Source organism: Pseudomonadota bacterium, assembly GCA_039193195.1.
In the GTDB taxonomy this organism is placed as follows: Bacteria; Pseudomonadota; Gammaproteobacteria; order Steroidobacterales; family JBCBZW01; genus JBCBZW01.
In genome coordinates this window covers 208,312-231,983 of the sequence record JBCCWS010000003.1, presented here as the reverse complement: position 1 = coordinate 231,983, position 23,672 = coordinate 208,312, and the positions used below count along the sequence as shown (strand labels likewise).

At 65.2% G+C, this 23,672-nt stretch carries 15 protein-coding genes; 7 read left to right on the top strand and 8 right to left on the bottom strand.

All coding sequences use genetic code 11. The annotated features are described in order from the left end of the window. Window positions 1-17 precede the first annotated feature (17 nt). Together AAGA68_05330 and AAGA68_05325 are read right to left on the bottom strand one after the other, a co-directional pair. Window positions 18-1,097, bottom strand: a complete 1,080-nt coding sequence (locus tag AAGA68_05330; GenBank protein ID MEM9384462.1) for a LacI family DNA-binding transcriptional regulator — start codon at window positions 1,095-1,097, stop codon at window positions 18-20. After that, on the bottom strand, window positions 1,094-2,623 hold the full coding sequence (locus AAGA68_05325; GenBank protein MEM9384461.1) for an MFS transporter: 1,530 nt from the start codon (window positions 2,621-2,623) through the stop codon (window positions 1,094-1,096). The genes AAGA68_05330 and AAGA68_05325 overlap by 4 nt, the downstream gene beginning before the upstream one ends. 172 nt (window positions 2,624-2,795) lie before the next feature. Here AAGA68_05325 and AAGA68_05320 point away from each other — a divergent pair, with 172 nt between their 5' ends. Both AAGA68_05320 and AAGA68_05315 read left to right on the top strand, forming a co-directional pair. Further along, on the top strand, window positions 2,796-4,232 hold the full coding sequence (locus AAGA68_05320; protein ID MEM9384460.1) for a sugar porter family MFS transporter: 1,437 nt from the start codon (window positions 2,796-2,798) through the stop codon (window positions 4,230-4,232). 372 nt (window positions 4,233-4,604) lie between these two features. Next, window positions 4,605-7,184: a M14 family zinc carboxypeptidase gene (locus AAGA68_05315; GenBank protein MEM9384459.1), complete on the top strand. Its 2,580-nt coding sequence runs from the start codon at window positions 4,605-4,607 to the stop codon at window positions 7,182-7,184. Between the two features lie 320 nt (window positions 7,185-7,504). Here AAGA68_05315 and AAGA68_05310 read toward each other — a convergent pair whose 3' ends face one another. The 4 genes from AAGA68_05310 to AAGA68_05295 form a co-directional block, all read right to left on the bottom strand. Continuing rightward, window positions 7,505-9,475: a S8/S53 family peptidase gene (locus tag AAGA68_05310; protein MEM9384458.1), complete on the bottom strand. Its 1,971-nt coding sequence runs from the start codon at window positions 9,473-9,475 to the stop codon at window positions 7,505-7,507. A gap of 124 nt (window positions 9,476-9,599) precedes the next feature. Next, a complete protein-coding gene (locus AAGA68_05305; protein ID MEM9384457.1) occupies window positions 9,600-12,416 on the bottom strand; it encodes a CHAT domain-containing protein in 2,817 nt (938 codons plus the stop codon). A gap of 15 nt (window positions 12,417-12,431) precedes the next feature. Further along, complete coding sequence (locus tag AAGA68_05300) at window positions 12,432-13,337, bottom strand: hypothetical protein (protein ID MEM9384456.1); 906 nt, start codon at window positions 13,335-13,337, stop codon at window positions 12,432-12,434. Between the two features lie 16 nt (window positions 13,338-13,353). Continuing rightward, the gene (locus tag AAGA68_05295) at window positions 13,354-14,007 is read right to left on the bottom strand and encodes a hypothetical protein (GenBank protein ID MEM9384455.1); all 654 of its coding nucleotides are present in this window, start codon (window positions 14,005-14,007) and stop codon (window positions 13,354-13,356) included. A 538-nt stretch (window positions 14,008-14,545) separates the two neighbouring features. Here AAGA68_05295 and AAGA68_05290 point away from each other — a divergent pair. Then, window positions 14,546-15,907, top strand: a complete 1,362-nt coding sequence (locus AAGA68_05290; protein ID MEM9384454.1) for a hypothetical protein — start codon at window positions 14,546-14,548, stop codon at window positions 15,905-15,907. Between the two features lie 73 nt (window positions 15,908-15,980). Here AAGA68_05290 and AAGA68_05285 read toward each other — a convergent pair whose 3' ends face one another. Beyond that, complete coding sequence (locus AAGA68_05285) at window positions 15,981-17,762, bottom strand: CRTAC1 family protein (protein ID MEM9384453.1); 1,782 nt, start codon at window positions 17,760-17,762, stop codon at window positions 15,981-15,983. 433 nt (window positions 17,763-18,195) lie between these two features. Between AAGA68_05285 and AAGA68_05280 the strand changes: the two genes are divergently transcribed. The 4 genes from AAGA68_05280 (at window position 18,196) to AAGA68_05265 (ending at window position 22,611) form a co-directional block, all read left to right on the top strand. Then, window positions 18,196-18,609 carry a hypothetical protein gene (locus AAGA68_05280; GenBank protein ID MEM9384452.1) on the top strand — a complete coding sequence of 138 codons (414 nt, stop codon included), beginning with the start codon at window positions 18,196-18,198 and terminating at the stop codon, window positions 18,607-18,609. A 152-nt stretch (window positions 18,610-18,761) separates the two neighbouring features. Further along, window positions 18,762-20,681 (top strand): VCBS repeat-containing protein, encoded by a 1,920-nt coding sequence (locus tag AAGA68_05275; protein MEM9384451.1) that lies wholly within the window; start codon window positions 18,762-18,764, stop codon window positions 20,679-20,681. Window positions 20,682-20,702: 21 nt separating this feature from the next. Beyond that, a complete protein-coding gene (locus tag AAGA68_05270) occupies window positions 20,703-21,053 on the top strand; it encodes a hypothetical protein (protein MEM9384450.1) in 351 nt (116 codons plus the stop codon). A gap of 76 nt (window positions 21,054-21,129) precedes the next feature. Then, the gene (locus tag AAGA68_05265; protein MEM9384449.1) at window positions 21,130-22,611 is read left to right on the top strand and encodes a YdiU family protein; all 1,482 of its coding nucleotides are present in this window, start codon (window positions 21,130-21,132) and stop codon (window positions 22,609-22,611) included. A 7-nt stretch (window positions 22,612-22,618) separates the two neighbouring features. Here AAGA68_05265 and AAGA68_05260 read toward each other — a convergent pair whose 3' ends face one another. Next, window positions 22,619-23,467, bottom strand: a complete 849-nt coding sequence (locus AAGA68_05260; GenBank protein MEM9384448.1) for a PhzF family phenazine biosynthesis protein — start codon at window positions 23,465-23,467, stop codon at window positions 22,619-22,621. Window positions 23,468-23,672: the final 205 nt, after the last annotated feature.

The following is a 23,672-nucleotide window of genomic DNA, read 5'->3' as shown; positions in this document are numbered from 1 at the left end:
AGCGCGGCGCATGGTCTTCAGGCGCCGCAGCTCTCGCGCACGATCAAGTCCGTCGGCAGGCGCTCTGAGCGCACGGTGACGGCGTCCGGGGCATCGCGCAGCTTGGACACGAGCAGGCGCCCGGCCTTGCGCGTGTCCTGGCGCACGGTGGTGAGGGCGGGGCTGGCGAAGCGCGCTAGATAGAGATCGTCGTAGCCCACCACGGAGACGTCATCGGGCACGCGCAGGCCCGCGCGCTGGATGGCCCGCGCCGCGCCCACGGCGATCTGGTCGCTAGCCGCGACGATCGCGTCGAAGTCGACCTCACGCGCCAACATGCGATCGACGGCGCTTTGCGCCGATTCGATCTCGAAGTGAGTCGGCGAGACCAAGGCTGGATCGAGGGGCAGGTCTGCCTCCTCCAGGGCTTGCCGGTAGCCCCGGTAGCGCTGGGAGATCTCGGGGGCTTCCACATCGCCGCAGAAGGCCAGGCGCCTGCGGCCGAGGCGCAGCAGGTGCGCGGCTGCGCGTCGGCCGCCGCGCAGGTTGTCGCTACCGACGGAGCCGTAGCGCTGACCGGCCAGCTCGGCGCCCCAGACCACGAAGCGGTGTTCGTGGGTGGCGAGGCGATTCAGATGCTCGTGCATCGAGCTTTGGCCCAGGAAGATGATGCCATCCGCGCGGTTGCTCGCCATCAGGGCGGCGAGTTCATCGTAGTTGCGTGGCGAGGCTTGTGAGAGCAGTAGGTCGCAGCCCGATTCGCGCGCCGCCTCGCCAATGCCGCCGATAAGCTCTAGGTAGAAGGGATCGTACAAACCCACTTCTCGGCCCTGCGGCGGGGGGATGACCACGGCGATGGTGGCCACGGCGCCGCTCGGCACCGCCGGCATGTGCGGGCGGAAGTGGTAGTTGTGATTGCGTGCGAGGGTCCAAATTCGCCGCTTAGTGTTCTCGTTAACTGCGGGGCTGTCATTTAGTGCGCGCGACACGGTGGCGATGGAGACTCCGGCGAGCTGCGCGAGGTCTTCCAGTCGCGTCACAGTGCCGGAAGGTGTCGAGGGATTGCTGCCGCCCTTGTTGGGGCTGGTCGATTTCTTGTCGGAGGCCTTGCCGCTCATGCTGTCTGTACGTTGGTTTGTGCCGAGGTCGAGGGTGCTGCGCGCACGAACAGGGTGGCGACGGCGGCGATCAGCAGGGAAGCCCCACCTGTCACGATCGCAAGCACGGCACGCCCGTCGAGGAGATCGCGCACGATCGGCCCCATCAGGCCCGCCACGGCGATCTGCGGCAGTACGATAAAGAAGTTGAAGATGCCCATGTACACTCCCATCTTACGCGCGGGAAGAGCGTCGGAGAGGATGGCGTAGGGCATCGTGAGGATCGATGACCAGGCGATGCCGATTCCTACCATGGAGAGAAACAGCCAAGCGGGGTCGCTGATCAGGAGGTAGGAAATGAGTCCCGCGCCGCCTGCGCACAGGCTCACCGCGTGGGCAGCGCGTTGACCGATACGGTTAGCTAGCGCGGGTAGCATCAAAGCGTACAGGGCTGCTACGGCGTTGTAGGTGGCGAATAGCAGCCCCACCAGGTCTGCGCCCTCGTTGTAGCCCGGCGCGGTGGCCTCGGCAGCGCCAAAGTGGTGAGCAGTGATCGCCGGCGTCGTGTACACCCACATGGTGATCAGGGCGCCCCAGGTGAAGGTCTGTACCAGAGCGAGTTGCCGCATGACTCGTGGCATCGTGGTGAGATCGTTGAGAATGTGGCTAAAGAAATTGTCGTCGCGACCTTCGCGGCGCAGCCAAGCGTTGATCAGAAAACCAACGCCTGTGGCGGCGATGGCAATACCGATCAGCAGCAGCTGCCGATCGGCCTCGAGGGCTGCTACAGCTGCCGTGATCCCTGAGCCCGCCACGGCAAAGGCGATGCCCGCCTTGATGAACCAGGTCCAGGGAGGCGGCTTATCGAACACATCCTCATCGGATCGAAACTGACTTGGCGGCTCGCGGAACTTGGCCAATTCCTCGGGGGAGTACTCGCGGGTACTCACCACGGTCCACATGATCGAAGCAAATAGAAACGCTGCACCAATGAAGAAGGACAGGCGAACGGAGGCAGGAACCACCCCCTCCGGGGCTTCACTGCTCACGCCGAGGAGATTCGTCAGGAGCCAGGGTGCCGCCGAGGCCAGCGTGGCTCCCACGCCGATGAACCACGCCTGCATCGCAAAGCCACGCGTGCGCTGCTCGCTCGGCAGCATGTCACCGACGAAGGCGCGAAAGGGCTCCGTGGCCACGTTGAGCGAAGCATCGAGGATCCACAGGGTCGCAGCGGCCACCCACAAGTACGGCGAGAGCGGCATGATGAGCAGGGCGAGCGTGGTGAGAATGGCGCCAGCGAGGAAGTAGGGTCGGCGGCGTCCGAGGCGCGTCCACGTGCGGTCGCTGAAATGGCCGATGATCGGTTGCACCAGTAGGCCCGTGAGGGGCCCGGCCAGCCACAGGATTGGCAAGGTTTCGATCGAGGCGCCAAGGGTCTGGAAGATCCTGCTGACGTTGGCGTTTTGCAGCGCGAACCCGATCTGAATGCCAAAGAAGCCGAAGGAGATGTTCCAAATCTGCCAAAAGCTGAGGGCGGGTTTTCGCATGGTGGAATGCTCGTCGGCGTCTTGCAAGAATTTTCAATGAATGGTGGCGCAGAAGTTCCTTCTTGTCGAGTTTCCCTTATTTTGCAGCGCGGTAAGTGGATTCTCAGTTTGCATTGAGATGTAAACCATGCGACATAGAGGGCTCTGACTACCGCGCCGAGAGGGGAGCACTATGGCCGTCACCGATCCATCGAACCCTGCCGCTGATGCGCGCGAGGAGGCCCAGCCTGGGTACGTCGGCCTGATCTGCCTGGTGGCCACCATAGGCGGCTTTCTGTTTGGGTTCGATAGCGGCGTCATCAACGGCACGGTCGATGGCCTGCGCGAGGCCTTTGCCTCGAACAGTATCGGCACCGGTTTCAACGTGGCGTCCATGCTGCTCGGCTGCGCCGCGGGCGCCTTTGGCGCGGGTCGATTGGCCGATCGTTTCGGGCGTCGCGCCATCCTGCTGGTGGCGGCCGCATGCTTCATGGTCAGTGCGTGGGGGTCTGGAGCGGCGGGGTCGTCCCTCGCGTTCGTGCTCTATCGCATCGTCGGCGGCTTGGCGGTCGGGGCTGCCAGCGTGCTGGCCCCAGCCTATATTTCCGAGGTAGCCCCAGCGCGCATCCGCGGCGGCTTGATCAGCTTGCAGCAGATCATGATCATCATCGGCCTCACGGTGGCCTTCGTAAGTAACTACGCGCTGGCGCTGGTCGCGGGTTCCTCGACCGCGGAGTTCTGGCTGGGCTTTCGCGCGTGGCAGTGGATGTACTGGGTTGAAATCCTGCCAGCTGCAGTCTTTCTGCTAGCCCTGTTGCTCATTCCGGAGAGCCCGCGTTATCTCATGCTCCGGGGCGAGCGGGAGCGCGCCCGCGGTGTGCTAGCACGCTTATTCGGTACCGGGGAAGCTGCGCGGAAAGTGACGGAGATCGAAGCTTCCCTCGCCCAGGATCATCACGCACCCACCTTAATGGATCTCATCGATCCGGCGACCCGTCGCGTGCGTACACTGGTTTGGGCCGGGATTGGTTTGGCGGCCTTCCAGCAGCTGGTCGGTATCAACGTGGTGTTCTACTACGGTGCCGTCCTGTGGCAGTCCGTGGGGTTCGCTGAGAGTGACGCCCTGCTCATCAACATCGTCTCCGGCGCGGTCAGCATCATCGCGTGCTTGCTGACTATCGCCTCGATCGATCGCATCGGACGCAAGCCCTTGCTGCTGGGAGGATCGATAGGCATGGCCGTTACCCTCGCTGGAGTCGCCATCGCGTTTGCCTCCGCTTCCGTGGACGGCGATGGTCAGCTCGCCTTGAGCGAGCGCATGGGGCTGCTGGCGCTCGTCTCGGCGAACGCTTACGTGTTCGTCTTCAATATGAGCTGGGGGCCGGTCATGTGGGTGATGCTTGGCGAGATGTTCCCGAATCAGATACGCGGCTCAGCCTTGGCCGTGAGCGGATTCGTGCAGTGGGGCACCAACTTTGCGATCACGATGACCTTTCCGATCATGTTGGCGACCATCGGCCTGGTCGGCGCTTACGGGTTCTACTGCCTGTGCGCCACGATTTCCGCCGTCTTCGTCGTGGTGTTGGTGCGCGAGACGCGGGGCAGGGAGCTGGAGGCGATGACGGGCTAGGCGCGAGGGCGTGACGCAGTCGCCACCCGGCGTGGAGCTCAGGAGCCCTGCGACGCGGCGCATCCAGCCTGTCGAAGGAGCGTCCTAATCCGGCGCCAAAGCTGGCCAACACTCTTGGAGCGGGGGCGATGCAGGTAGCTGCCATCATGACCGCCCGGGCGGTAGCGTGGATCCCATGGTCAGCTGGCGCGACGTGTTGAAGCTGCTCAAAACGCGCAGCAAGGCTCTCGAGGCCTTCGCCTGCTCGCACCGCGCATCCGCGCCCTGACGGTACCCATTGATCGGTCGCCTCGGCGACCCACCTTGCGCTGATCGCGTTAGGCTCTGCGGTTGCGGGGCCCGCGCACGGGCCTCGATTGCGAGGAGCCCGCAGTGACACCCCGAACTTCCCCCTCGAGCACGTGCTCGGCCTTTGTTGCGCTGGCGTGCGCGGCGTCCTTCGCCTGCGCCAACCCCCTGCCGGAAGCGGTAACCTACGATACGACTGTGCCCACCGGTGAACAGGTCTTTGGTTTCGAGGTGGGTGAGCGACACCTCAGCCACGACGAATTGCTTCGTTACTTCGAGGCCGTCGCGGGCGCTAGCGAGCGCGTGCAATTGGTCGAGATCGGCAGCACGCACGAGATGCGCCGTCACGTGTTGGCGATCATTTCCACGCCCGAGAACTTAGCTCGCCTGGAGGACTTACGCAGTGCCCACGTGGCCTACGCTGACGGCCTGGCCGAGACGCCAGGCCCCCTCGTGGCCTGGTTCGTCTACTCCGTGCACGGCAATGAGACCAGCGGTGCGCACGCGTCCACCTACACGGTATACCATCTGGCCGCCGCGCCGCTCGACGCGCTAGAAGTAAATCTTGGAAATACGGTGGTGATCATCGAGCCGTCGGCCAACCCTGATGGCATGCAGCGGTTCACCAGCTGGGTTAATGCTCATCGCAACCGAATCGAGGCTAGCGATCCGAATCATCGCGAGCATCGCGAAGCGTGGCCTAATGGAAGAACTAACCACTACTGGTTCGACCTGAATCGTGATTGGCTCCTGCTTCAGCACCCGGAGTCCCGGTCGCGCGTCGAGTGGTACCAGCGCTGGTTGCCGCACGTGGTTGGCGACTACCACGAGATGGGGACATCGGCCACCTACTTCTTTCAGCCGGGTGTGCCCTCGCGGAACAACCCGCTCACCTCTGCTCGCACCGTTGAACTCACGGCGCAGATCGCACGGTTTCACGCCAGGGCGCTCGATGCCTTCGCCCAACCCTATTTCACGCGGGAGGCTTTCGACGACTTCTACTACGGCAAGGGATCGACCTACCCAGACCTGCAGGGAAGTGTCGGCGTCCTGTTTGAGCAAGCGAGCGCCCGAGGCCTAGCGCAGCGCTCGCCGAACGGGACGGTTACCCTGAAGCAGGCGATTCGAAACCAGTTCGCCACGTCACGCTCCCTGCTGGCAGGTGCCCAAGCCAACCGCCAAGCCTTGGCCATCCATCAACGCAGCACGCGGCGCGATGCGCTCGCCGCTGGCAAAGCGACGGGCGGTGGTTGGGTGTTCTCGACGCCGGGTGACCCGCACCGAGGCTACTCCCTCGCACGCTTGCTCGCTGGTCATGACATCGAGGTGTTCCGTCAGGCGCAGGCACCGCAGCACGCCTTCTTGGTACCTGCGGAGCAGATTCGATTTCGCCTCGTCCAGACCTTGTTCGAACCGGTCACCGAGTTCGCGGACCCCACCTTCTACGACGTCTCTGCGTGGAACGCGGACCTCGCCTACGATATCGACGTCACGCGGGTGAGCGCGCTACCGGCCCGCGGTGAGCGAGTGCTTCGCACGAGCCCCCTCGCTCCTGGGGCGTTGCACGGCGATTCGGCAACGGCCGTCGCCTACGTGCTCGATTGGCAGCGCAGCGAGAGCCCGCCAGCGGCCGCCACCTGGTTGCGCGAGGGCTTGCGTCTGCGGGTGATGACCGAGCCATTTGGCGCTGAGGTCGACGGTCAGATGATCGCCTTCGAGCGCGGCGCCGTAGTGGCGCTAATCGGGACGCAAAGCAAGTCGAGGAAGACACTCGATGAACTCGTCGCCCAGGTCATCGATGAAGAGCGCGCCCACGTGTACGCCCTGAGCACGGGCCTGACCCCTGTGGGCCCGGACCTCGGGGGGCGCAGCACCGCCGCCATCGGCAAGGCCAAGTTGCTGCTGCTAGCGGGGCCAGGCACGTCCGCCTACGAGGTAGGGGAGATTTGGCACCTCACCGATAAGCGCCTAGGGCTGCCGACCACGCTCGTCGAGCTCGACCAACTCGAGCGCTTATCGCTACGTGCGTACTCGCACGTGCTGATGGCAGACGGCGACTACGAAGATCTTGATGCACAGGTTGGCGAGCGCTTGCGCGACTACGCGTGCGGAGGCGGCACGGTGATCGCTCAGCGTCGAGCGGCGAAGTGGTGGGCGGAGCAGCCCGTCACCCGCCTCAGAGTGAGCGAGTTGCCGCCGTCAGGGTTGCCAGCAAGCTACGGGGACCGCGCCGAAGTGCTTCAGCGCGAGCGTATCGCCGGGGCGATCTTGGCCAGTCGAGTCGACCTGACCCACCCCCTGGCCTTTGGCCTGCCGGACGAGCGGTTACCGATGTTCCACAAGGGAGAGCTGCGCTTTCGTCGCGTCGCGGATCGTTTCGCGAACGTAGCCGTGTACGACGAGGAGGCACCAGTGCTCTCGGGGTTCGTCTCCCCCGAGAACGCCAAGCGTTTGGGCGGGAGTGTGGCGGTGATCGCCGAGCCTGTGGGACGTGGTCGCCTTATCCTGTTTGCGGATGTTCCCAACTTTCGCGCTTACTTCCGCGGCTCGCAGCGCATGTACAGCAACGGGTTGTTTTTTAACTCGGCCATCGAGTTCGACCGGGCGATCGTCGACCAGGCCGAGCAGCGCTGCCGACGCGAGCAGGCCACGGATATGTCATAACGCGGATGCCCCTTCGCCTGCGACGCCTCCGTAGGGTCTCTCCCAGTCGACCGTTCATCAGGATGGGTGTGAAGAACCCGATAGAAAGGCCACTAGGCAAGAGGGACAAGGAGTCGGAATCGCGCTTGATGTCCGTCCTCCCTCAAGGATCAAGCAGGCGTGACCGGGACTTCGCCTGCGCAGTTCGTCTGGATGGTCCCCCGCGCGCTCTCATTGGCACCCCGGTCAGCCAACCTTCGCGGGCGCGCGGACCCCGGATCATCCAGGCGTTTTTTTCTCCGGTCTGGCGCTCCCCCCCGCGCCGGACCTTTTTTCCCCGCCTACTGCGGGTTCGGCGGCGTAATAGGGTCGATGTACAGCACGGGTGAGATGTGCGTGCGCCCGCCACTGTCGCGCATCAGCAGCTGCACCGGCTCGGCCACCGGGCACTTCACGTTGGCCATGGCACCGAAGTCCAAGGAATCGAGCGTTGGGAAGGGCAGCACGAATGCATCGTTACCGCACTGGAGGGTGATGTCCGTGAAGCTCTCGGCGAGCTGGGGGTCGATCTCGTAGTAGAAGGTGCCGGGGCTCATGAACTGCACGAAGCAGTTGGGGCAGGGCAGGTCGCCCGGCTGCGGGTCCACCCAAGGCACCGAGTTGATCCCGTGGTACTGCTTTGCAAGGCACGGGTTTGCGGGGATCCCTTGCAACGGGTCGTAGTGGGTAACAATGCCGTCGCAGCCCGGATCCACGAGCGTGTCGGTGATGGTGGCAAAGTCCGAGGTGGGCGCGATGTCGTCCACGCCCGTGAGTTCCAAACGGATCGGCGTGGGGCAGCTTGGGTATGACCCCGCGCAGTTGTCATCGCGCACGCACTCGATGGTGGCGCACAGGGTGACGCGCCGAACGTTGGGGACAGGGTTGGGGCAGGCGTTGGCACCGCCGCCCCGACCGTTGAGACAGAAATCCGCTTCCCGCCCGACGTCCGTGCCCGAGAGGGCGATGCGGTCCAGCAGCTGCCTGGTCGGTAGCGCGTTCTTGAAGCGCCAGGCGACGGCGGCGGCGGCGGACACGACGGCACTCGCCACGGAGGTGCCCGTGAGGGTGATGGTCGGCGTGTTGGGGATCGCCAGCGACTCCGTCGCGGCGTGATCGGCGAAAGCCACTAAGGTCGGCTCTCCGCCGTTCGGTCGCCCATTGAAGATGATCGAGTTGTCGACCCGTACGCCGCCGATGGCCACCACTAGGGGGCGGTCGTTCTGCGAGGTGAGTTGTGAAGGGAAGGCCCAAGGCGGTGTGTAGCCGCCCTGCTCGATCAGCTGTAAACGGCATTGGAGGAAGTTCGGTGCGGCCCTTTGCTCCCACGCTGCTGGGTACATGGGGCCACCGGGCTCGTTAGGGCCGCCGTGCTGATTGCCGGCCGCGGCCAAGACGAGCGCTCCGCGGCAGCTCGCATCCTGCAGGGCGGAGTAGACGGCGGCCACGGCAAGGGGCATCGCGTTGAAGCCCTGGTTGCCGCCAAAGCGCCGGTTCCAGCCAAGGGAGAGATTGAGGATGAGGTGTTGCTGTTCGCCCATCCCCCGCGGGGTCGTATCGTTCGTCCACTCCGCCACTTCGTTACGAATGGCGCGCGCGAGGTCGGTCTGGGCGCCGAACCAGCCGCCGTTGAGCCCGTTGCGGCAGGCGCTATCCTTGCTGCGCTGATCGAAGCACACGTTGCCCAAGGTCAGGCGCGTACGCACGTCCGCTGCGCAGTCGCCTGCCGCGCCGTTGCAGATCATGCGCTCGATCAGCGTGGCGAGCGTATAGCCGTGGGCTGAGGTGTATTGGGTGAACAGCTCGGGGTTGGCGCCCGAGGGCTGGGTGTCGAGCAGGGTCAGGCGTACCGAGTCGCCGTCGGCTGGGAAGCTCAGGGGATCGATCGGTTGACCGACTTCGCGCAAGAAGTGCTCACTCAGCTGGCGGAATAGGCGTGGCGGGAGTTGGCCCTCAGCTTCCGCCGATAGCGCCATCTGGTCGGGTTCGACGGCGCTGAGCGAGCCGTTGCCAAGCAGCGCCTGTAAGTTGTTGCGCAGCGTGTTGCTGAAGGGCGTGTCGTCAGGTAGCTCGTACACGCAGTAGCGGGCGAGTCCTGGGGGTGGCACGGGCAGTTCCGGATCCTCGAATAGACGTTCTTCTTCCCATCCGAACGCCGCGGGACACGGTTGTTCAGGGTTCGTGCTGATGCCGACCCAGCGCCAGAGGATGCGCGCATCGTTCGGATCGATCGGCGGGTCTTCTGGCGCCGCCAGGGCGGCTGCTGTGGTCAAACATGCGAATAATATGGCTAGGCCAGGGGCAGCCCGTCTAGCTGTCATTTGGAAGCGCATGTCGAGTCTCCTTTGCCAGTGCGTTGCTGGCCGGTGTTATTCGCTGTGTGAGCGTTGACGGTGTTCATAGGGTGATGTGTCGGAAGCTAAACCAGTCCGCTGCCGGCGCCTGGCGCGCCAGGGCGAGCTGCGCCTCGCGCAGGGACTCGCCTACGTCGGCGCCAGGGCGCCAGCGTTCGTAAAGGGCAGTGACCAGGGCGTTGGCGATGTCATCTTCTACCGGGCGAGTGGCGGCAATGACCGAGTGACTTCCCGCGGCAAGAAACGCATGGGCGATGCCGATGCCTTGGCTCACGTCGGCGTCTGCCTGCGCTCGCCCGGTCTCACAGCCAGACAGCACCACCTGCGTTGGGGCCCGGCGCAGGGCGAGGATGTCCCCCACCGTAAAGGCGGTATCGCCTGCGAGTGGTAGGGAGCTGTCCCATCCTCCGCGGCCGCCGAACATGGCGTGGCCGGCGTAGTGGAATAGGTCCGCCTGCTCCAGCGCCGCGCGCAGGCTAGGGAGGTTGGCGTCGCCGCCCAGGAGCACGTGGGGAGGCTGCGGCCGCTGCTGAGTGAGCAGGGTGGCCACCCGGTGCGCTTCCTGGCGCGCGGCCGGTAGGTCGCCGCGCGGGTCGCCGACTACGAGCGCTGCGGGCAAGGATAGCGCTGCAGGCCGCGTCGGCGAGGCGGCCGTATCGAGCGCGTAGCTCACGGGCACGTGGGCGAGCAGTGGTGCGTCGGTCCAAGGCAAGGCGTGGACGTCCAGATTGTTGAGCACGCCCGAGGTGAGTAGGCGGAGCTGCCGCGCCCCGTCGATGGCGGATGCGAACGGTTCCAGCAAGCAGGCACTCAAGAGGTCAGCGTGCCCTTGCGGATCCTCGAGGGCCTTGAGTGGGCACGCGATCTCCGTCGCCTCTAGCCCCTCGTCACTCTCGGCGAACGCGAGCCACCGCGCGTAGTCAGTGCCATCCTCGTGGGTCGAGAAGAACAACAGCTGAGTTGCTCCCGGCGGGCGCAGGCGCTTTTCGCCTGCCTCGGGCCCGGGGAGGCGGTCGAGCACGGCGAATGCGCCATCGAGGGTACGGCGTAGGTCGATCGCGAGCGTCTCGCGCGCGGCGCGCGTCGGGGCTAGCGCGTCGGCCGGCAGCATCCAGTCCTCAGCCACCTCGCCAGCCAACTGGTCGCGGGCGCGGACGTATGCGGACATGGCCGCTTGCCACTGCGCGCGCTCGTCCTCATCGAGCGCCGCAAGGCGATCCGATCGGCGCAAGCTGCGTAAGGTACGGCTGCGCGCCGCGCGGGCAACGGCATACGCCTGCCTGAGCTGTCCCTGGTCGATAAGCAAACGCAGGTAGGCGAGGGTGACCCAGCGGTGGCGGGTCAAGAAGGTCTCTCGCCCCGCATTGACCGGCACCTGCACGGTCTGCAGGGCGAGCAAGGCTTCCGCCCGAGCGTAGGCATCGAGCGCTCCTTGGAGTTCACCGAGCGTCTCCAACGCTTGCGCCCGTCCCGCTTGCGCGCGCCATTGCGCCTGGTCGTCGTAGCGTCGACGGGCGAGCGCAGCGAGGGCATCGTAGGCGCGCAGGGCAGCCTTGGGGTTATCGCGCCTCAGGGCAACCCGTCCCTGCGCATCGTGTAGCCAAAGGGCTAGCCCTGGTGCCAGATCCGGCTCGTCGCCCAGGGCGTTGAGAAGTCGAGCCGAAGCGTCGAGGTCGCCGGCGTGCAGGTAGGCGAGGCTCAGGTTGATTCGAGCGTTGGCAAGCTGCTCACGCGTCCGCTGACAGGCCGGGTCCTGGTAGGCGGCGAGCGCTTCGCGCAGAGGAGGTACCGGGTCGGGTGCTGCTTGGCGAGATTCCAGGGCGAGGAGTCGGTTCCAGCCGATGTTGTTGGCGAGCTGCGCCCGTGAGCACGAGCCCGCTTGTGAGCTCGAGCGGGAGGAAAGGGCGACCAGTAGCCGATCCGCTTCCTCGCGCCGACCGACTGCCTGCAGCTGCAGCGCCAACCACTGCTCGGCGAGCTGCTGATGGCCGTGGAGTTCGAGGCGCTTCGCCGTCGTCGCGGCACGCTGCAAGTGGGTCAGGGCGTTGCGGTAGTCGCCCACGTGGCTGGCGAGGGCGCCGGTGTAGTAGTCGAGGAGGTAGCGACCCCGTCCGCCTAGCTTGTCGAGCGCTGCGCCGCGCGGACGAATGCGCTCGAGCAGGGCGCCCGCTTGGGCAAACTCGCTGCGCTGTAGATGCAGGTAGAGGGCTACCGTCGCGCCGTCGATGAGCGCCTCCGGACGGTCCACTCGGGCGTAGTGCTCGATGGCCCGATGGAGCAGGGTCAAGGCGCCGTCGGCATCGCCTGCGGCCAAGTGTGCTTGACCGGCCCAATGGGATGCGTAGGCCTTGGCGAGGACGTTTCGCGGATGACTCTCGTCGTCGAGCAGGGGGGTAATCGCATCGATAGCCTGCTCGTGATCACGCTGCATCCGCAGTGCTCTGCCTTTGCTCAGCACGGGTTCGATCGCGCTGCCGCTAGCGATATCGAAGCGCCAGCGTGCTCGCCCCGGCGCGCTGGACCGCGTCGGCGTGAGCGTCACGGTGCCAGGCAGTCGCTGGGGCATTATCTCCAGGTACTGGCCGCCGTCGACGGTGTTTTGGGCCAAGACCTCACCGCCGACGATCTTCAGCTCCCCACTCGCGTGCGGGAGCCACAGATGCAAGGGAGTGTCCTCGCTCAGCAGGCAGATAGGGCCCGCCAGTACGCTGTCGCATCCGGTGAACAGTGGCGTCTGCCACTGGAGGTTGGTCAACGCATCGGAGGATGCGGCGGGCGGGGTGTCTTGGCGAGAGCACGCCCCTAGGGTTAGGGCGGTGACGGTGCTCAGGAGCAGGGCGATGGGCGCTGAACCTTGCATGGGCGACGTCGCTCGCTACTCGCTCAGGGTGAGGTCCAGCGCGAAGGCCTGCCAGGACTCGCCGTCGATGCCTCCGTACTCACCAATCAACCCGGTTAGCTTAGCGGCGGTGGGTAGCGCATCTTCAAGCCCAATGACGACGAAGAGTCGGGATGCGCCCGCGGGCAGGGGCAGCTGCTCGCCCACCCGGGCCTCGATGCGCACGGCGCCGCTGGGCGCGGTACGCACGAGGGCGGGATCGAGGTTCAGGGCTGTGGGGGTGGCTTGGGACGGTGACTGCAGGTACAGGCGTGTGCTCACCGCCGCCTCGGTTTGCGTGCCCGGTGTCATCAGCAGGCGTAGCTGGTTGCCGGGCGCCACCGCCACGGCGACGGGCGCAGGGCTGGTCGGCGTGATCCGTACCTCCTGGGTTGGATCTGCGCGCAGCTCAGCTGTCATACCGTCGACCTGCAGCACGTAGCTAGGCAGCGCTTGGCTGGGCGTGGGCCCGGTGAGTAGCGTGGGCAACAGCACAGCGAGCAACAGGCCTGCCGCCAAAGCGGAGGGAATCGCTACGGCAGGGCGCCAACCGCGGCGCTGCACCCTCGGCGTGAGCAGCGTGACCTTGGCGCTGGTTGTCTCCTCGCGCGCGGCGGCGGGCGCCGCCGAGCCGTCTTCGAGCGTCGCCGTCACCCGCTCGAGCAGGGTGCTTTGGCGCTCACCGCTGAACGGTGCGTAAGCCTCGACGATGCGACTCGCCTCCTCGCTGCTCTGCGCGATCGTCTCGAGCCGTGACCGCTCCTCAACAGTCAGCCGGCCCGCCGCGTGCTTCTCGAGGAGCACGTCCTCGAGGCCCAGGCGCGCCAGGTTCGACTGCCAGTCGGCATCGGCTTCGCGTCGTTGGGTCGCCAGGGAGATCAACAGATCGTCTTCTTCGTTCATGGCTGAGCGGTTGGTACTAGTGAGGTGGACTTCGCCCGCTGTCGGACGAATCTGACATGAGTTCCGCGTGGACCTGTCGGGCGGCCCGGCGCAGGCGGCTTCGCCAGGCGTAAACCGCCTCTGGTGACAGCTCCGTGGCAGCGCACACCTGGGGCGTATCCAGCTCCTGCACGTAGAGTAGCTCGAACAGATGGAAGCCCAGGGGCGTAAGGCTCTCGCGCAGGCGCCCGAGCATTCGTTCGAGAAGATCACCGGCGAGTACGCGCCGCTCCACCGCTGGGGTCGAGTCGACCGCCTCTGGCGCGTCCTCGTCGGCTTGCTGCTCGCGCCAGGGATTGCGTCGGGCACTGCGCATAGCGGAAATGGTGCGACGCTCCGTGACCAAGCCCACGTAGTTGTTCAGGGAGAGGCCGGCGTCGTCGCGCCACGCCCTCAGCACGTGAGCGTCATTGGTGAACAGCTCAACCAGTGCGTCTTGCGTGAGGTCTTCGACGTCGCGGCGCACGTCACGAGCCTGGCCGGTGCGCAGCAGGCAGCGCGCTACGCGCGCTTGCACGATGGGCGTGAGTCGGTCGAGCAGCGCCTTAAGCTGGGCACGATCGCCGGCAAGGGCGTCGTTGAGTAAGCGCGCGTCCGCTGGCGAACCGTTGGCTTGCGAGGCGTCGTTCATCCTTGATCCGTAGCGACAGTGGTACGCCAATCGTCGCACCCACGACGCAGCGGCGCTCGACACGCCCGTCAGTGCCGCCGCGTCCCGCCGCGTCGCCATTGTAGCCCCCAAGCGCCGGTGGGAGCGGCGGCGACCCGCCTCCGACTGTCGTGGATCACTCAAAAAATCCGTGAACTTCGGATTGGAGAGCAATGATGTGGGGTAGGTGCCTGTGGATGTTGTCATCGATTTCGCCTCGAGCGCCTCCGACGCGATGGCGACTCGCCCGGTGATGGTGTTCGCCCCGTGGCACCGATTTCTGACCTCACGCACTGCCGCATATCTCGCCTGTGCTGCGGGCGCAGCACGCGAACGACGCTTTACCTTGCCGAATCATCGGTGTGACACTGTCCAATCAGCGCAGGCGTTCGCCTGTGCCGATTGACAGGGAGGTCAGGGCGCGCGATTCCAGGATGGATGGGTCCGTGCCACTAATATCGATGAGGCGGGGTCGAACGTAGGGAGACGGTCGCACCTGCCTGTTTCAAGGGGACACTAGATGAATAGGACACTCGCGCGCGCGTGTGCTGTCGCACTGGGCACCACATTGATGCTGGGCGCCGGAGCAGCACTGGCGGACTACAACGAAGGCGGCGGCAACAGCGCTGGCCCTGGCACGACTAACCCACTTGCCGCTCCAGCAGTGCTGGCAACGGGGCCAGATTTGAACGCGGACGGCTACCTCAGCATTTCAGCGGATGAATACGGCTCCTGGGGCTCCTTCGAGTTCGACTTCTTGGACTTCTTCAATCCGGTGGGCTTCGATCTACAGCCGGTCGCCTTTACCTCTGGCTTCTTTTACTTCGAGCGCGACGCGGGCAAGCGCGAACTGCTCTCCACCATTCAGTCGTGGCAGGACGTGTTCGGTCCCGACGACTCGCTGACGAGCGTGATCACCTCCGCCAACGTGTCGAGCGACTCGAACGGCGACGGCGTGGATGACACCGCCGTAAGCCAGTTCGAGGTGCGCGGCGGGGGCACCCTTCTGCGCTTCGATCTAACGCAGACGGTCTCCGCGTCTGAAGGCAACCGGGCGCTCGTGCGCCAGGACTACACGATCACCAACCTCACAGACGACGCGGTCTCCTTCGAGATGGTGCGCACCTTCGATGGTGACCTGATCTGGCTGGCTGGCGATTTCGGCGACGACGAAGTGGGCACCATGGGCATCGGCGGCAACCTAGGCACCTACGTGTACCAGCAGGAAGTGGATGCCCCCGGCGACACGGCCGTGACGCTGAGCGGCACGTCGGGCGATGTCTACTACGGTGGCAAGAACGGCATCGAGCCGCCGGATGGACCGCCTGCCTTCGGCTTTGGTACTGACGTGCAGGTGTGGGATGCCTTCGGCGTTCCTGACAGCTGGCGCACCTATATCGCTGGCGTCGGCTACGAGACCAACGGCAACTCGGGTGCCTTCCCGCCCGGCTTCACCGATCCCGCGGACGGCTTCGTCGGTACGGAGTACACGGTGTCGCTGGCAGGCGGCGCGTCGGACACGATCACCGTGATCCACACCTACGGCGGCAATGAGCCGGCTGGTTGCGCCCTCAACATCGCCTTGGACCGCAACGTCGCCCGGGCGGGCTCCGTGGTGGCCTTCGACCTCGACATCATGCACAACCGCAAGGACACGGTGCGCGTGCCTTTCGAGGTAAGCCTGCAAACGGCTGACGGCCGCGTGCTGGCGTCCAAGCGTAGTCGCGCACAGGTGTATCGCTTCGGCGATCGCGTGCAGCAGCGCGGCTTCTTGGAGCTGCCGGCGATCGTGGTGCCGGGTCAGTACCGCGTGGTGGTGGGCATCAACGGTATGCAGCAGGAAATCGCTCTCGCGTCCCAGCCGCTGCGCATCATCCGCTGAGCTAAGCGGGCCTCGCTCGCTTTCGAGCCCCTCCTCGCTACCAGGCGGGGAGGGGCTCTTTCGTTGGTGCTCGTCAGTCCTGGACGATATCCACGATCTGATTCGGTGTGAGCGGCCCGCGCACGTCCCAGATGTTGCCCGCGGTCTGCGGCCCGTTGGGCCAGTCGATGGCGGCGAGTATGCGCGTGCCCGGCTCGATGTCACCGAGGCCGAAGGTCATCCAGGGACTGTCCATCGACAGGAAGCTCGAGCCTGCGTAGATCTCCCGCACCTGGATCGTGCGGTTCGGCGGTTCACCCACGATCAGCAGCACGCGCGCGCCGACCGCATCGCGGTTGGTGTCGATGCCGTTGCCCTGCAGGCGTAGGGTGATCCACGCGTTGTCGTTGACGGTCTCGTTGCGTAGCAGCACGGGCGTGCCCGTGAGCTGCGCAGAGCGTCCGTCGCCGTCCCAGCTATCGGTGGCGACCAGGATGTCCACGCGGCCGTCGTTGTCGTAGTCGGCCGCGGCGACCCCCGAGGTGTACCAGTCGGACATGTCGACGGTGGTGTCCGCGGTGTAGTCGACGAAGAGCGGCGTCGGCGGATCGTTCATCAGCAGCACGCCAGGGTTGTTTGGCCCCGTTCCCTCGAGCGGCGGCGGGCTGCCGCCAAAGAACAGGTCCGCGCGCCCGTCGAGGTCGAAGTCCTCGCCTACGGCGCCCCAGCCGAAGTAGTCCGCCGGGCTAGGGCTGGGGCCGTTCAGCTGCGTGAGCTCCGCCACGTCGTTGTAGCGTCCCTGGCGCTGGGACCAGTGGTAGAGGGCGTGGGGGCGCTGGCTGTTGCCCGTGTTGGTGATGAACCAGTCGATGCCGAGATCGCCATCGAAGTCGGCGCCCGCGATGCACATCCACGCGCTTTGCGCTTCCAGGCCCACCTCGTTGGTGATGTCGTCGAACAGCACCGTGCGGCCCACCGCGTCGATGCCGCGATTGTGGTACAGCTGCACCGGCGTTGGTCCGAAGGTCGTGAGCACGCCGTTGACCACGAACAGGTCCATGCGGCCGTCGCGATCGTAGTCGGAGAAGGCGGTGGCCAGGGCACCGTATTGGGTGTCGCCGATGATGGAGGCGTCGGTGATGTCGCGGAAGCGGATCTCGCCGTCGGCCGAGCGGTTGAGGTACAGACGACTCTTGTGCAGCTGGATCGTGGGGTCGTCATCGAAGCAGCCGTTCGGCGGGGAGCAGCCGATGCCGCGGGTGCCGCTGGCGGTGACGAAGAGGTCGAGCCGGCCGTCGCTGTCGATGTCGCCGAAGGCTGCGCTCATCGTGGTTTCAAAGCCCGTGAGGCCCACTGCCTCGTTGTCCGCTTCGACGAAGGCGTAGTCCGGCGCGCCTTGGTTGATGTATAGGCGCACGCCCGTGTCGACGGTCTGGATACCCGTGAGCGGATCTTCGCCGAGCATGCCGCCATCGCCCGTAAGGAACAGATCCTGATCGCCATCGTTGTCGATGTCCGCCGCGATGGCGCCGGAGTCGCCAGCACCGGAGGTCACGCCCTTGACGGCGGCCACATTGAGAAACGTGCCGTCGCCCTGGTTTTCGAACAGCGCGTTGTCGAAGCCGACCCGGCCCGCGACCTCGCCCGTCGCGTCCTTGCCGTTGGTGAGATAGAGGTCGAGCAGACCGTCGTTGTTGTAGTCGAACCATGCGGCACCGGCGAGGCCGTCGCCGCCGAAGCCGTAGGAGAAGTGTTGAAAACTGGTGAGCCCGGAGCTCGCCGAGGCGTCGGAGAACTGCACGCGCTCGCTCGCGTGGGGCCCTCCAAAGGCGAGTGTCGCTGCCGCGGCAACGCACCACCGTGTCGTTGTATTCATCGTTTACTGAAGACCCTAGTTAGCGGTTGAAGCACTTTATGTCTACCGCGCCGGGCGTCTCGGTGCCACGCGATCCGCCAAGCGTGAATCCAAATTATTGCCACCCTGCAATGCAGTCAATACATAACGCAAACGCACAGGTGTGCCGTATCCGCGAAAGAGCGTGTGATGCAGTGCCAGGCTAAGGAATGGATTGGGTCGAGAGCCCATTCAAGATGTCTAGATGCTGTCTCGATTCTGTTCAAGTCCCCGCACTCGAATCCCCGGTGGCATCGGTGTCATCGGGTCGAATGCCGCAACCGCACATTGCCACTGACCAGAATTCGATGCTTCGTGGGTCTTCTATTCCGTGAATTTACAGATTACATTCGGGTCACCGGCGGCATGGGAGCTACCGGACCAAACCTCAAATGAAAACTAATCGGGGATCACAATGAAGAGAATCCTTCTGGGACTAGCCGCACTGATGCTTTCCGCTGGTGCCCACGCACAAATCGGCCCGTACTGCATTACGTTCGACAACTTCTGCGACAGCATCACCATCGAGGCCGGCGAGTCCGGTGGCGCATGGGATCTGTTCTGTGACGGTGGCGCCAGCGCTGAAGGCGTGGGCGTGATCGCGCTGACGCAAAATGCTCGCGCAGTCACCTGTGGCACGCCGGGCAACTTTGCGTGTGCTGGGTTCGATGACTTCAGCTTTGTCTTCCGCGGCGGCGTGAGCGGCCTGTTCAACCTGTTCGGTCTGTCCACTGGTATTACCTACCAGAGCGATCAGCCGTACACGGTATTCCCAGGCGGCTGCGGCTTCGCTCCGGTTCGCAGCGACGCTGGGGCGTCCTGGCAGTAGAAAGAGTCTCTTACTGACGACCTGCGAAAGGGGCCTCCTTCGGGAGGCCCTTTTTTGTTTGAGCGCTAGCTTCCGCTCCTACCACCTCCAACACTCAAGCCTGCTAGACTCGACTACGCCTTTATACATAACGAAAATCGGGGTCACAACTCATGACTGCTAATAGGATTGCTAGCATTGCGCTGCTCGGTAGCGTACTTGCTAGCGCGGGCGCTCTCGCCGTGCCCGCTATCGACAGCGTTTCACCCACGGCCCAGCGCGTGCATGAGCGCATCGTGCTGCGCGGCAGTGGGTTCGGCACCTACCAACCCGGCGTCAGCCAGGTCACCTTCACCGCGGCCGGCGGTGGTGCGGTGACCGCAGGCGGTGTGCCCTACGTCTGGCGCGACGACTACATCTCCATCCGCGTGCCGGCCGGCGGCACCAACGGCCCGGTCAGCCTCGGCGGCGTGCAGGTGAGCGTGACAATGGCAGACGGCACGTCCGCGCCCGTCGCGGCGGAGATTATCAGCGCGGGCGGCGCCACCTTCGACCTGTTCGAAAAGACCCGCCTGGACGATGACTTCGACGTCTCCGGTTTCTTGGGCGACGGCAACTTCAACACCGCGCGCACCAAGGATGCGGACGTCGCAGACATCAACGGCGACGGCTACCCCGACATCATCGACAACAACTCCAACAACCAGGGCAATGGCACCCACGAGGTGCTGCGCATCAACCGCCTGGGCCTTTTCTTCACGCCGATCAACTTCGAACCGGTGAATGCCGCCGACACGGACGGTCCTTTCGTAACCACCGTGCTGCCTGGCGGTAACTTCGTTGGCGACGCGGTCTCCTACGACGCTGACTTCATCGACCTCAACAACGACGACCTGCCCGACTGGGTGCAGGCCGCAAGCCAAGCGAACACCTTTGTGCGCGTGGTGATGAACAACTTCAACGGCGTGCCGGGCCGTTTCGTCGAGGACTCGAACAACTGGTTCCCCAACCCCGACTTCCCGAGCGGGTCGCCCGATGATATCGGTCACTGGGACGTAAACTTCGACGGCTTCGTCGACGTGCTCGCGGCCTTTCGCTTCAGCACCCGTGGCCAGGTTTACATCAACGGCGGCGGCACGACTTTCAGCAATACGATTACCGCCAGTGCGCCGAGTGGCTCCATGCACGACGCGTTCTTCACGGACTTCAATGACGACGGCTTCCCGGACGTGGTGCTGGTGAACGAGAGCGGTGATGCCGCCCTGTTCCGCCACAATGGTCAGCTGCCCGTGCCCAACTTCGTATTCAACGGCTTCCTCGATGCCACGGGTTTCGCGGGCTCCGCCGGTGACTTCAATGCCGACGGTCTCGACGACATCATCATCGTCGGCTCCTTCAGCTCGGTCGTGTTCATCAACAACCCGCTCGCCCCAGGCAACTTTACCCGTCGCGTGCTGCCCGGCGCCGAGCAGTTCACCTACGACGTGGAGCTGGCGGACATCGACTTAGACGGCGACATAGACGCCATTGGCACCTCTGTGGTGACCAACCCCAACGACAACATCCGGGTCTGGGTGAACGACGGCACGGGTAACTTCACCAACGCGACGGACCCGGGCACGGGCGTGGTGTTCCCGGACAACGGCGCCTACCAGCGCATGTCCGCCGACGTGATCGACATGGACCTCGATGGGGACCTCGATATCTACATCACTGGCGCGGATGGTACTGGCGTGTTCGGCTTTGGCGCCGTGGCCAACCAGTTCTGGGAGAACCGCTCCCTCGGCCTGTCCCTGAATCCGACCGGTAACTGCCCGGGCATCGTCAACTTCGACGGCACCGGTGCCACGCCGGGCGCGCGCGTGATCCTGCTGCGCAGCGATGGCCTGCGCCCCCGCGTGTTGCCGGCGGCTAGCCCCTGTCCCGGGCTGCCCTTGGGGCTGGAGGGCATCAACGTGCTGAACGTTTTCACCGCGGATGGGAGCGGCAACTTCGGCGGCGACCTCAACGTGCCGGCGCCGAACTGCGGCAGCTTCGTGCAGGCGGTGGAGCTCGCCTCTTGCCGTGGTACCAGCGTGGACTCTCTGCCCTAGGGCCTTAGGGACATCGCGGCGGTGACGCGCGTCACCGCCGCGAGCTCTCCAGGCGCTGAGGGTCCCGCGACCTTGCTCAAGCTGGGCCGCCGCCGCGGCAAGTTCGGACGCTGCCTGCTCTGTGAACGCGAGCGCCCGCTCACGTTTCATCACCTCATTCCGCGCAAGCTCCACCGCCGGCCGTACTACCGCAAGCACTATTCGCGCGAGTTCCTAAATCTCGGGATCGATATCTGCCGTCTTTGCCACGACGGTATCCACGATCTGTACGACGAAAAGCGTTTGGCCAAGGACTTCGCTTCCCTGGATGCCCTGCGGGCGGATGAGGCAATTGTCCGCCACGTCGCTTGGGTGGCGAAGCAAAGGCAGTAAGCCTGGATGACTCACGAGTGATGCAGGCTAGGGTTCGAGCTGCGCGCGTCCCAAAAGGTCGCGTACCATCATTGCCATGATCCCCTTCGACAACACCTACGCCCGCCTGCCGGAGCACTTCTACGCGCGCCAGCCCTTACGTGGCGTGCCTGCACCGTCCATCGTGCGCCTAAACGAGCGCCTGATCAGCGCGCTCGGTACGCTCGACGGGGCCGACCTGCGTTCTCACGAGGGCGCTGCTGCCCTTGCCGGCGCCGCGCTCGCGCCGGGCGCTGAACCGCTTGCCATGGCCTACGCGGGCCATCAGTTCGGCCATTTCAATCCGCAGCTCGGCGACGGTCGCGCCGTGCTCCTCGGCGAGTTTCTGGCCAGCGACGGCACGCGCTACGACGTGCATCTAAAGGGCTCCGGGGCCACGGTCTTCTCGCGCGGCGGCGATGGCCGCTCCGCCTTAGGTCCCGTCATTCGCGAGTACGTGGTGAGCGAGTTCATGGCGGGCCTTGGAATTCCCACCACGGGCGCCCTGGCGATCGTGCGCACGGGCGATACGGTGCTTCGCCAGCAGGGGCCCGAGCCCGGCGGTGTGCTTGTGCGGGTGGCGAAGTCGCACGTGCGTATCGGCACCTTCCAGTACTTCTCGGCCCGTCAGGATCATGCGGCGCTGCGCACGCTAATGGACTACGTGATCAAGCGTCACTACCCAACGCTGGAAGATCACCCGCGGCCAGCGCTAGGGCTGTTCGAGGCCGTCTGCCAGCGCCAGGCAGAACTCATCGCCCACTGGCAGCTCGTGGGCTTCATTCACGGCGTCATGAACACGGACAACGTCTCGATTGCGGGCGAGACCATCGACTTCGGTCCCTGTGCGTTCCTCGATGCCTACGCGGCGAACAAGGTCTTTAGTTCCATCGACCATCGCGGACGCTACGCCTATTCGAATCAGCCCGTCATCGGCGCCTGGAATCTCGGTCGTCTAGCCGACACCCTGTTGCCCCTGATCGATGACGATGAGAAGCGGGCGATTGGGGCGGTAGAAGAAGTGCTGGACGGCTACGTCAGGGAGCTCGGTGCCCGCCTGGTGGCGGGATGGCGGGCCAAGCTAGGGTTGGTCCTAGAGCGGGCGGAGGATCAGGCGTTGATCAGCGATCTGCTCGAGGCCATGGAGCAGGGGCGTGCGGACTTCACGCGCACGCTTCGCGCCCTAAGCGCGCTGCCTGGAGACGCCGTGGATGGGAAGGATGATGCGCTTCGTGCGGAATTCGTGAGTGCCAAGGCCATCGACAGCTGGCTCCTGGACTGGCGAGTCCGTCTGCGTGCAGAGCCCCAGGGGGATGATTTGCGCCAGGTGGCGATGAAGCGGGTGAACCCGGCCTTCATCCCCCGCAATCACCAGGTGGAGTACGCAATCCGCGCGGCCTACGATGACCAGGACTACTCGCGGCTCGACGAGTTGCTGCAGGTGGCGCGCGACCCCTTCACTTGGCGAGATGCCCACGCACACCTCGCGCTAGCGCCTAGCCCCAGCGAGGAAGTGCGGCAGACCTTCTGCGGCACTTGAGGGCCCACTAGGCGAGGTGGGTCTCACCCTCGAAGCGGGTGTGCGTAGCGCCGCCGACCCACAGCTGATCGCCGTCGTCGGCCGTAATGTGAATGCGGCCTTCATATCCGATCGCCGTGCCCTGGCGCGCGGTGTACGGTGCCTCGAGGCGACCGCTGCCCACCAACCACTGGGCGATGGATGCGTTGAGGCTGCCTGTGACCGGGTCCTCGCGCAGGGCGCCCGTATGATCACTGAAGAACGCCCTTAGCTCGAGGGCTTCCGGTCGATCATCCGCGCAGGGCCCGACCACGCCGATATCGATGCGTGTCGGGTGGGCGTTTGCCGGTTTCAAGGCCAGCACGTCCTCGGCGGTAGGCAACAGCACGCCTGCCCAACCTGGGCCGTTGTCGCACCAGGCGGCATCGACCACGGCGTCCATCGAGATGCCTAGCACCTGCACGATCTGCGCGACCTCGGCCGGCTCCAAAGGCCCTGAGCGCTCCAGGGGTGGCGCTGCGAAACTCAGGTGACCCTTGGCCTCGCGGCGCAGCCGGACGAGGCCAGCCCCGCACTCCTGCACGATGTCACGTTCGCTCTGAGGGACGCCGCCGGCGCGCAGCCAGGCATGGGCCGTGCCCAGCGTGGGATGACCCGCGAAGGGCAGCTCCCGCTCCAGGGTGAAGATGCGCACGCGATAGTCGGCTTCGGCCACCGTGGTCGGCAGCACGAAGCAGGTTTCCGACAGGTTCAGCCAGCGGGTGATGCGCTGCATCGTGTCGGTGCTCAGCGACGCATCGGTGAACACCACTGCCACGGGGTTGCCGGCGAAAGCGCGCTCGGAGAAGACATCGACGATTTGGAAGGGCGTAGTCATCGTTTGGTGAGCCCGAGATGGTGCGAGGACAGCGGCTCCTATCATAAGGCCATATGTCCTACTGAACGGTCTTCTACAGTCGACGGCCGTGCCTTCGCCTTGCCGCATCGCGGTAGTGTTCCCTGGTCAGGCGCTACGCCGTCTGCGGAAGGTCACACCGGACCGAACGGAAGATATGTCGCTACGCGGTAGCTCGTGGTAGGGT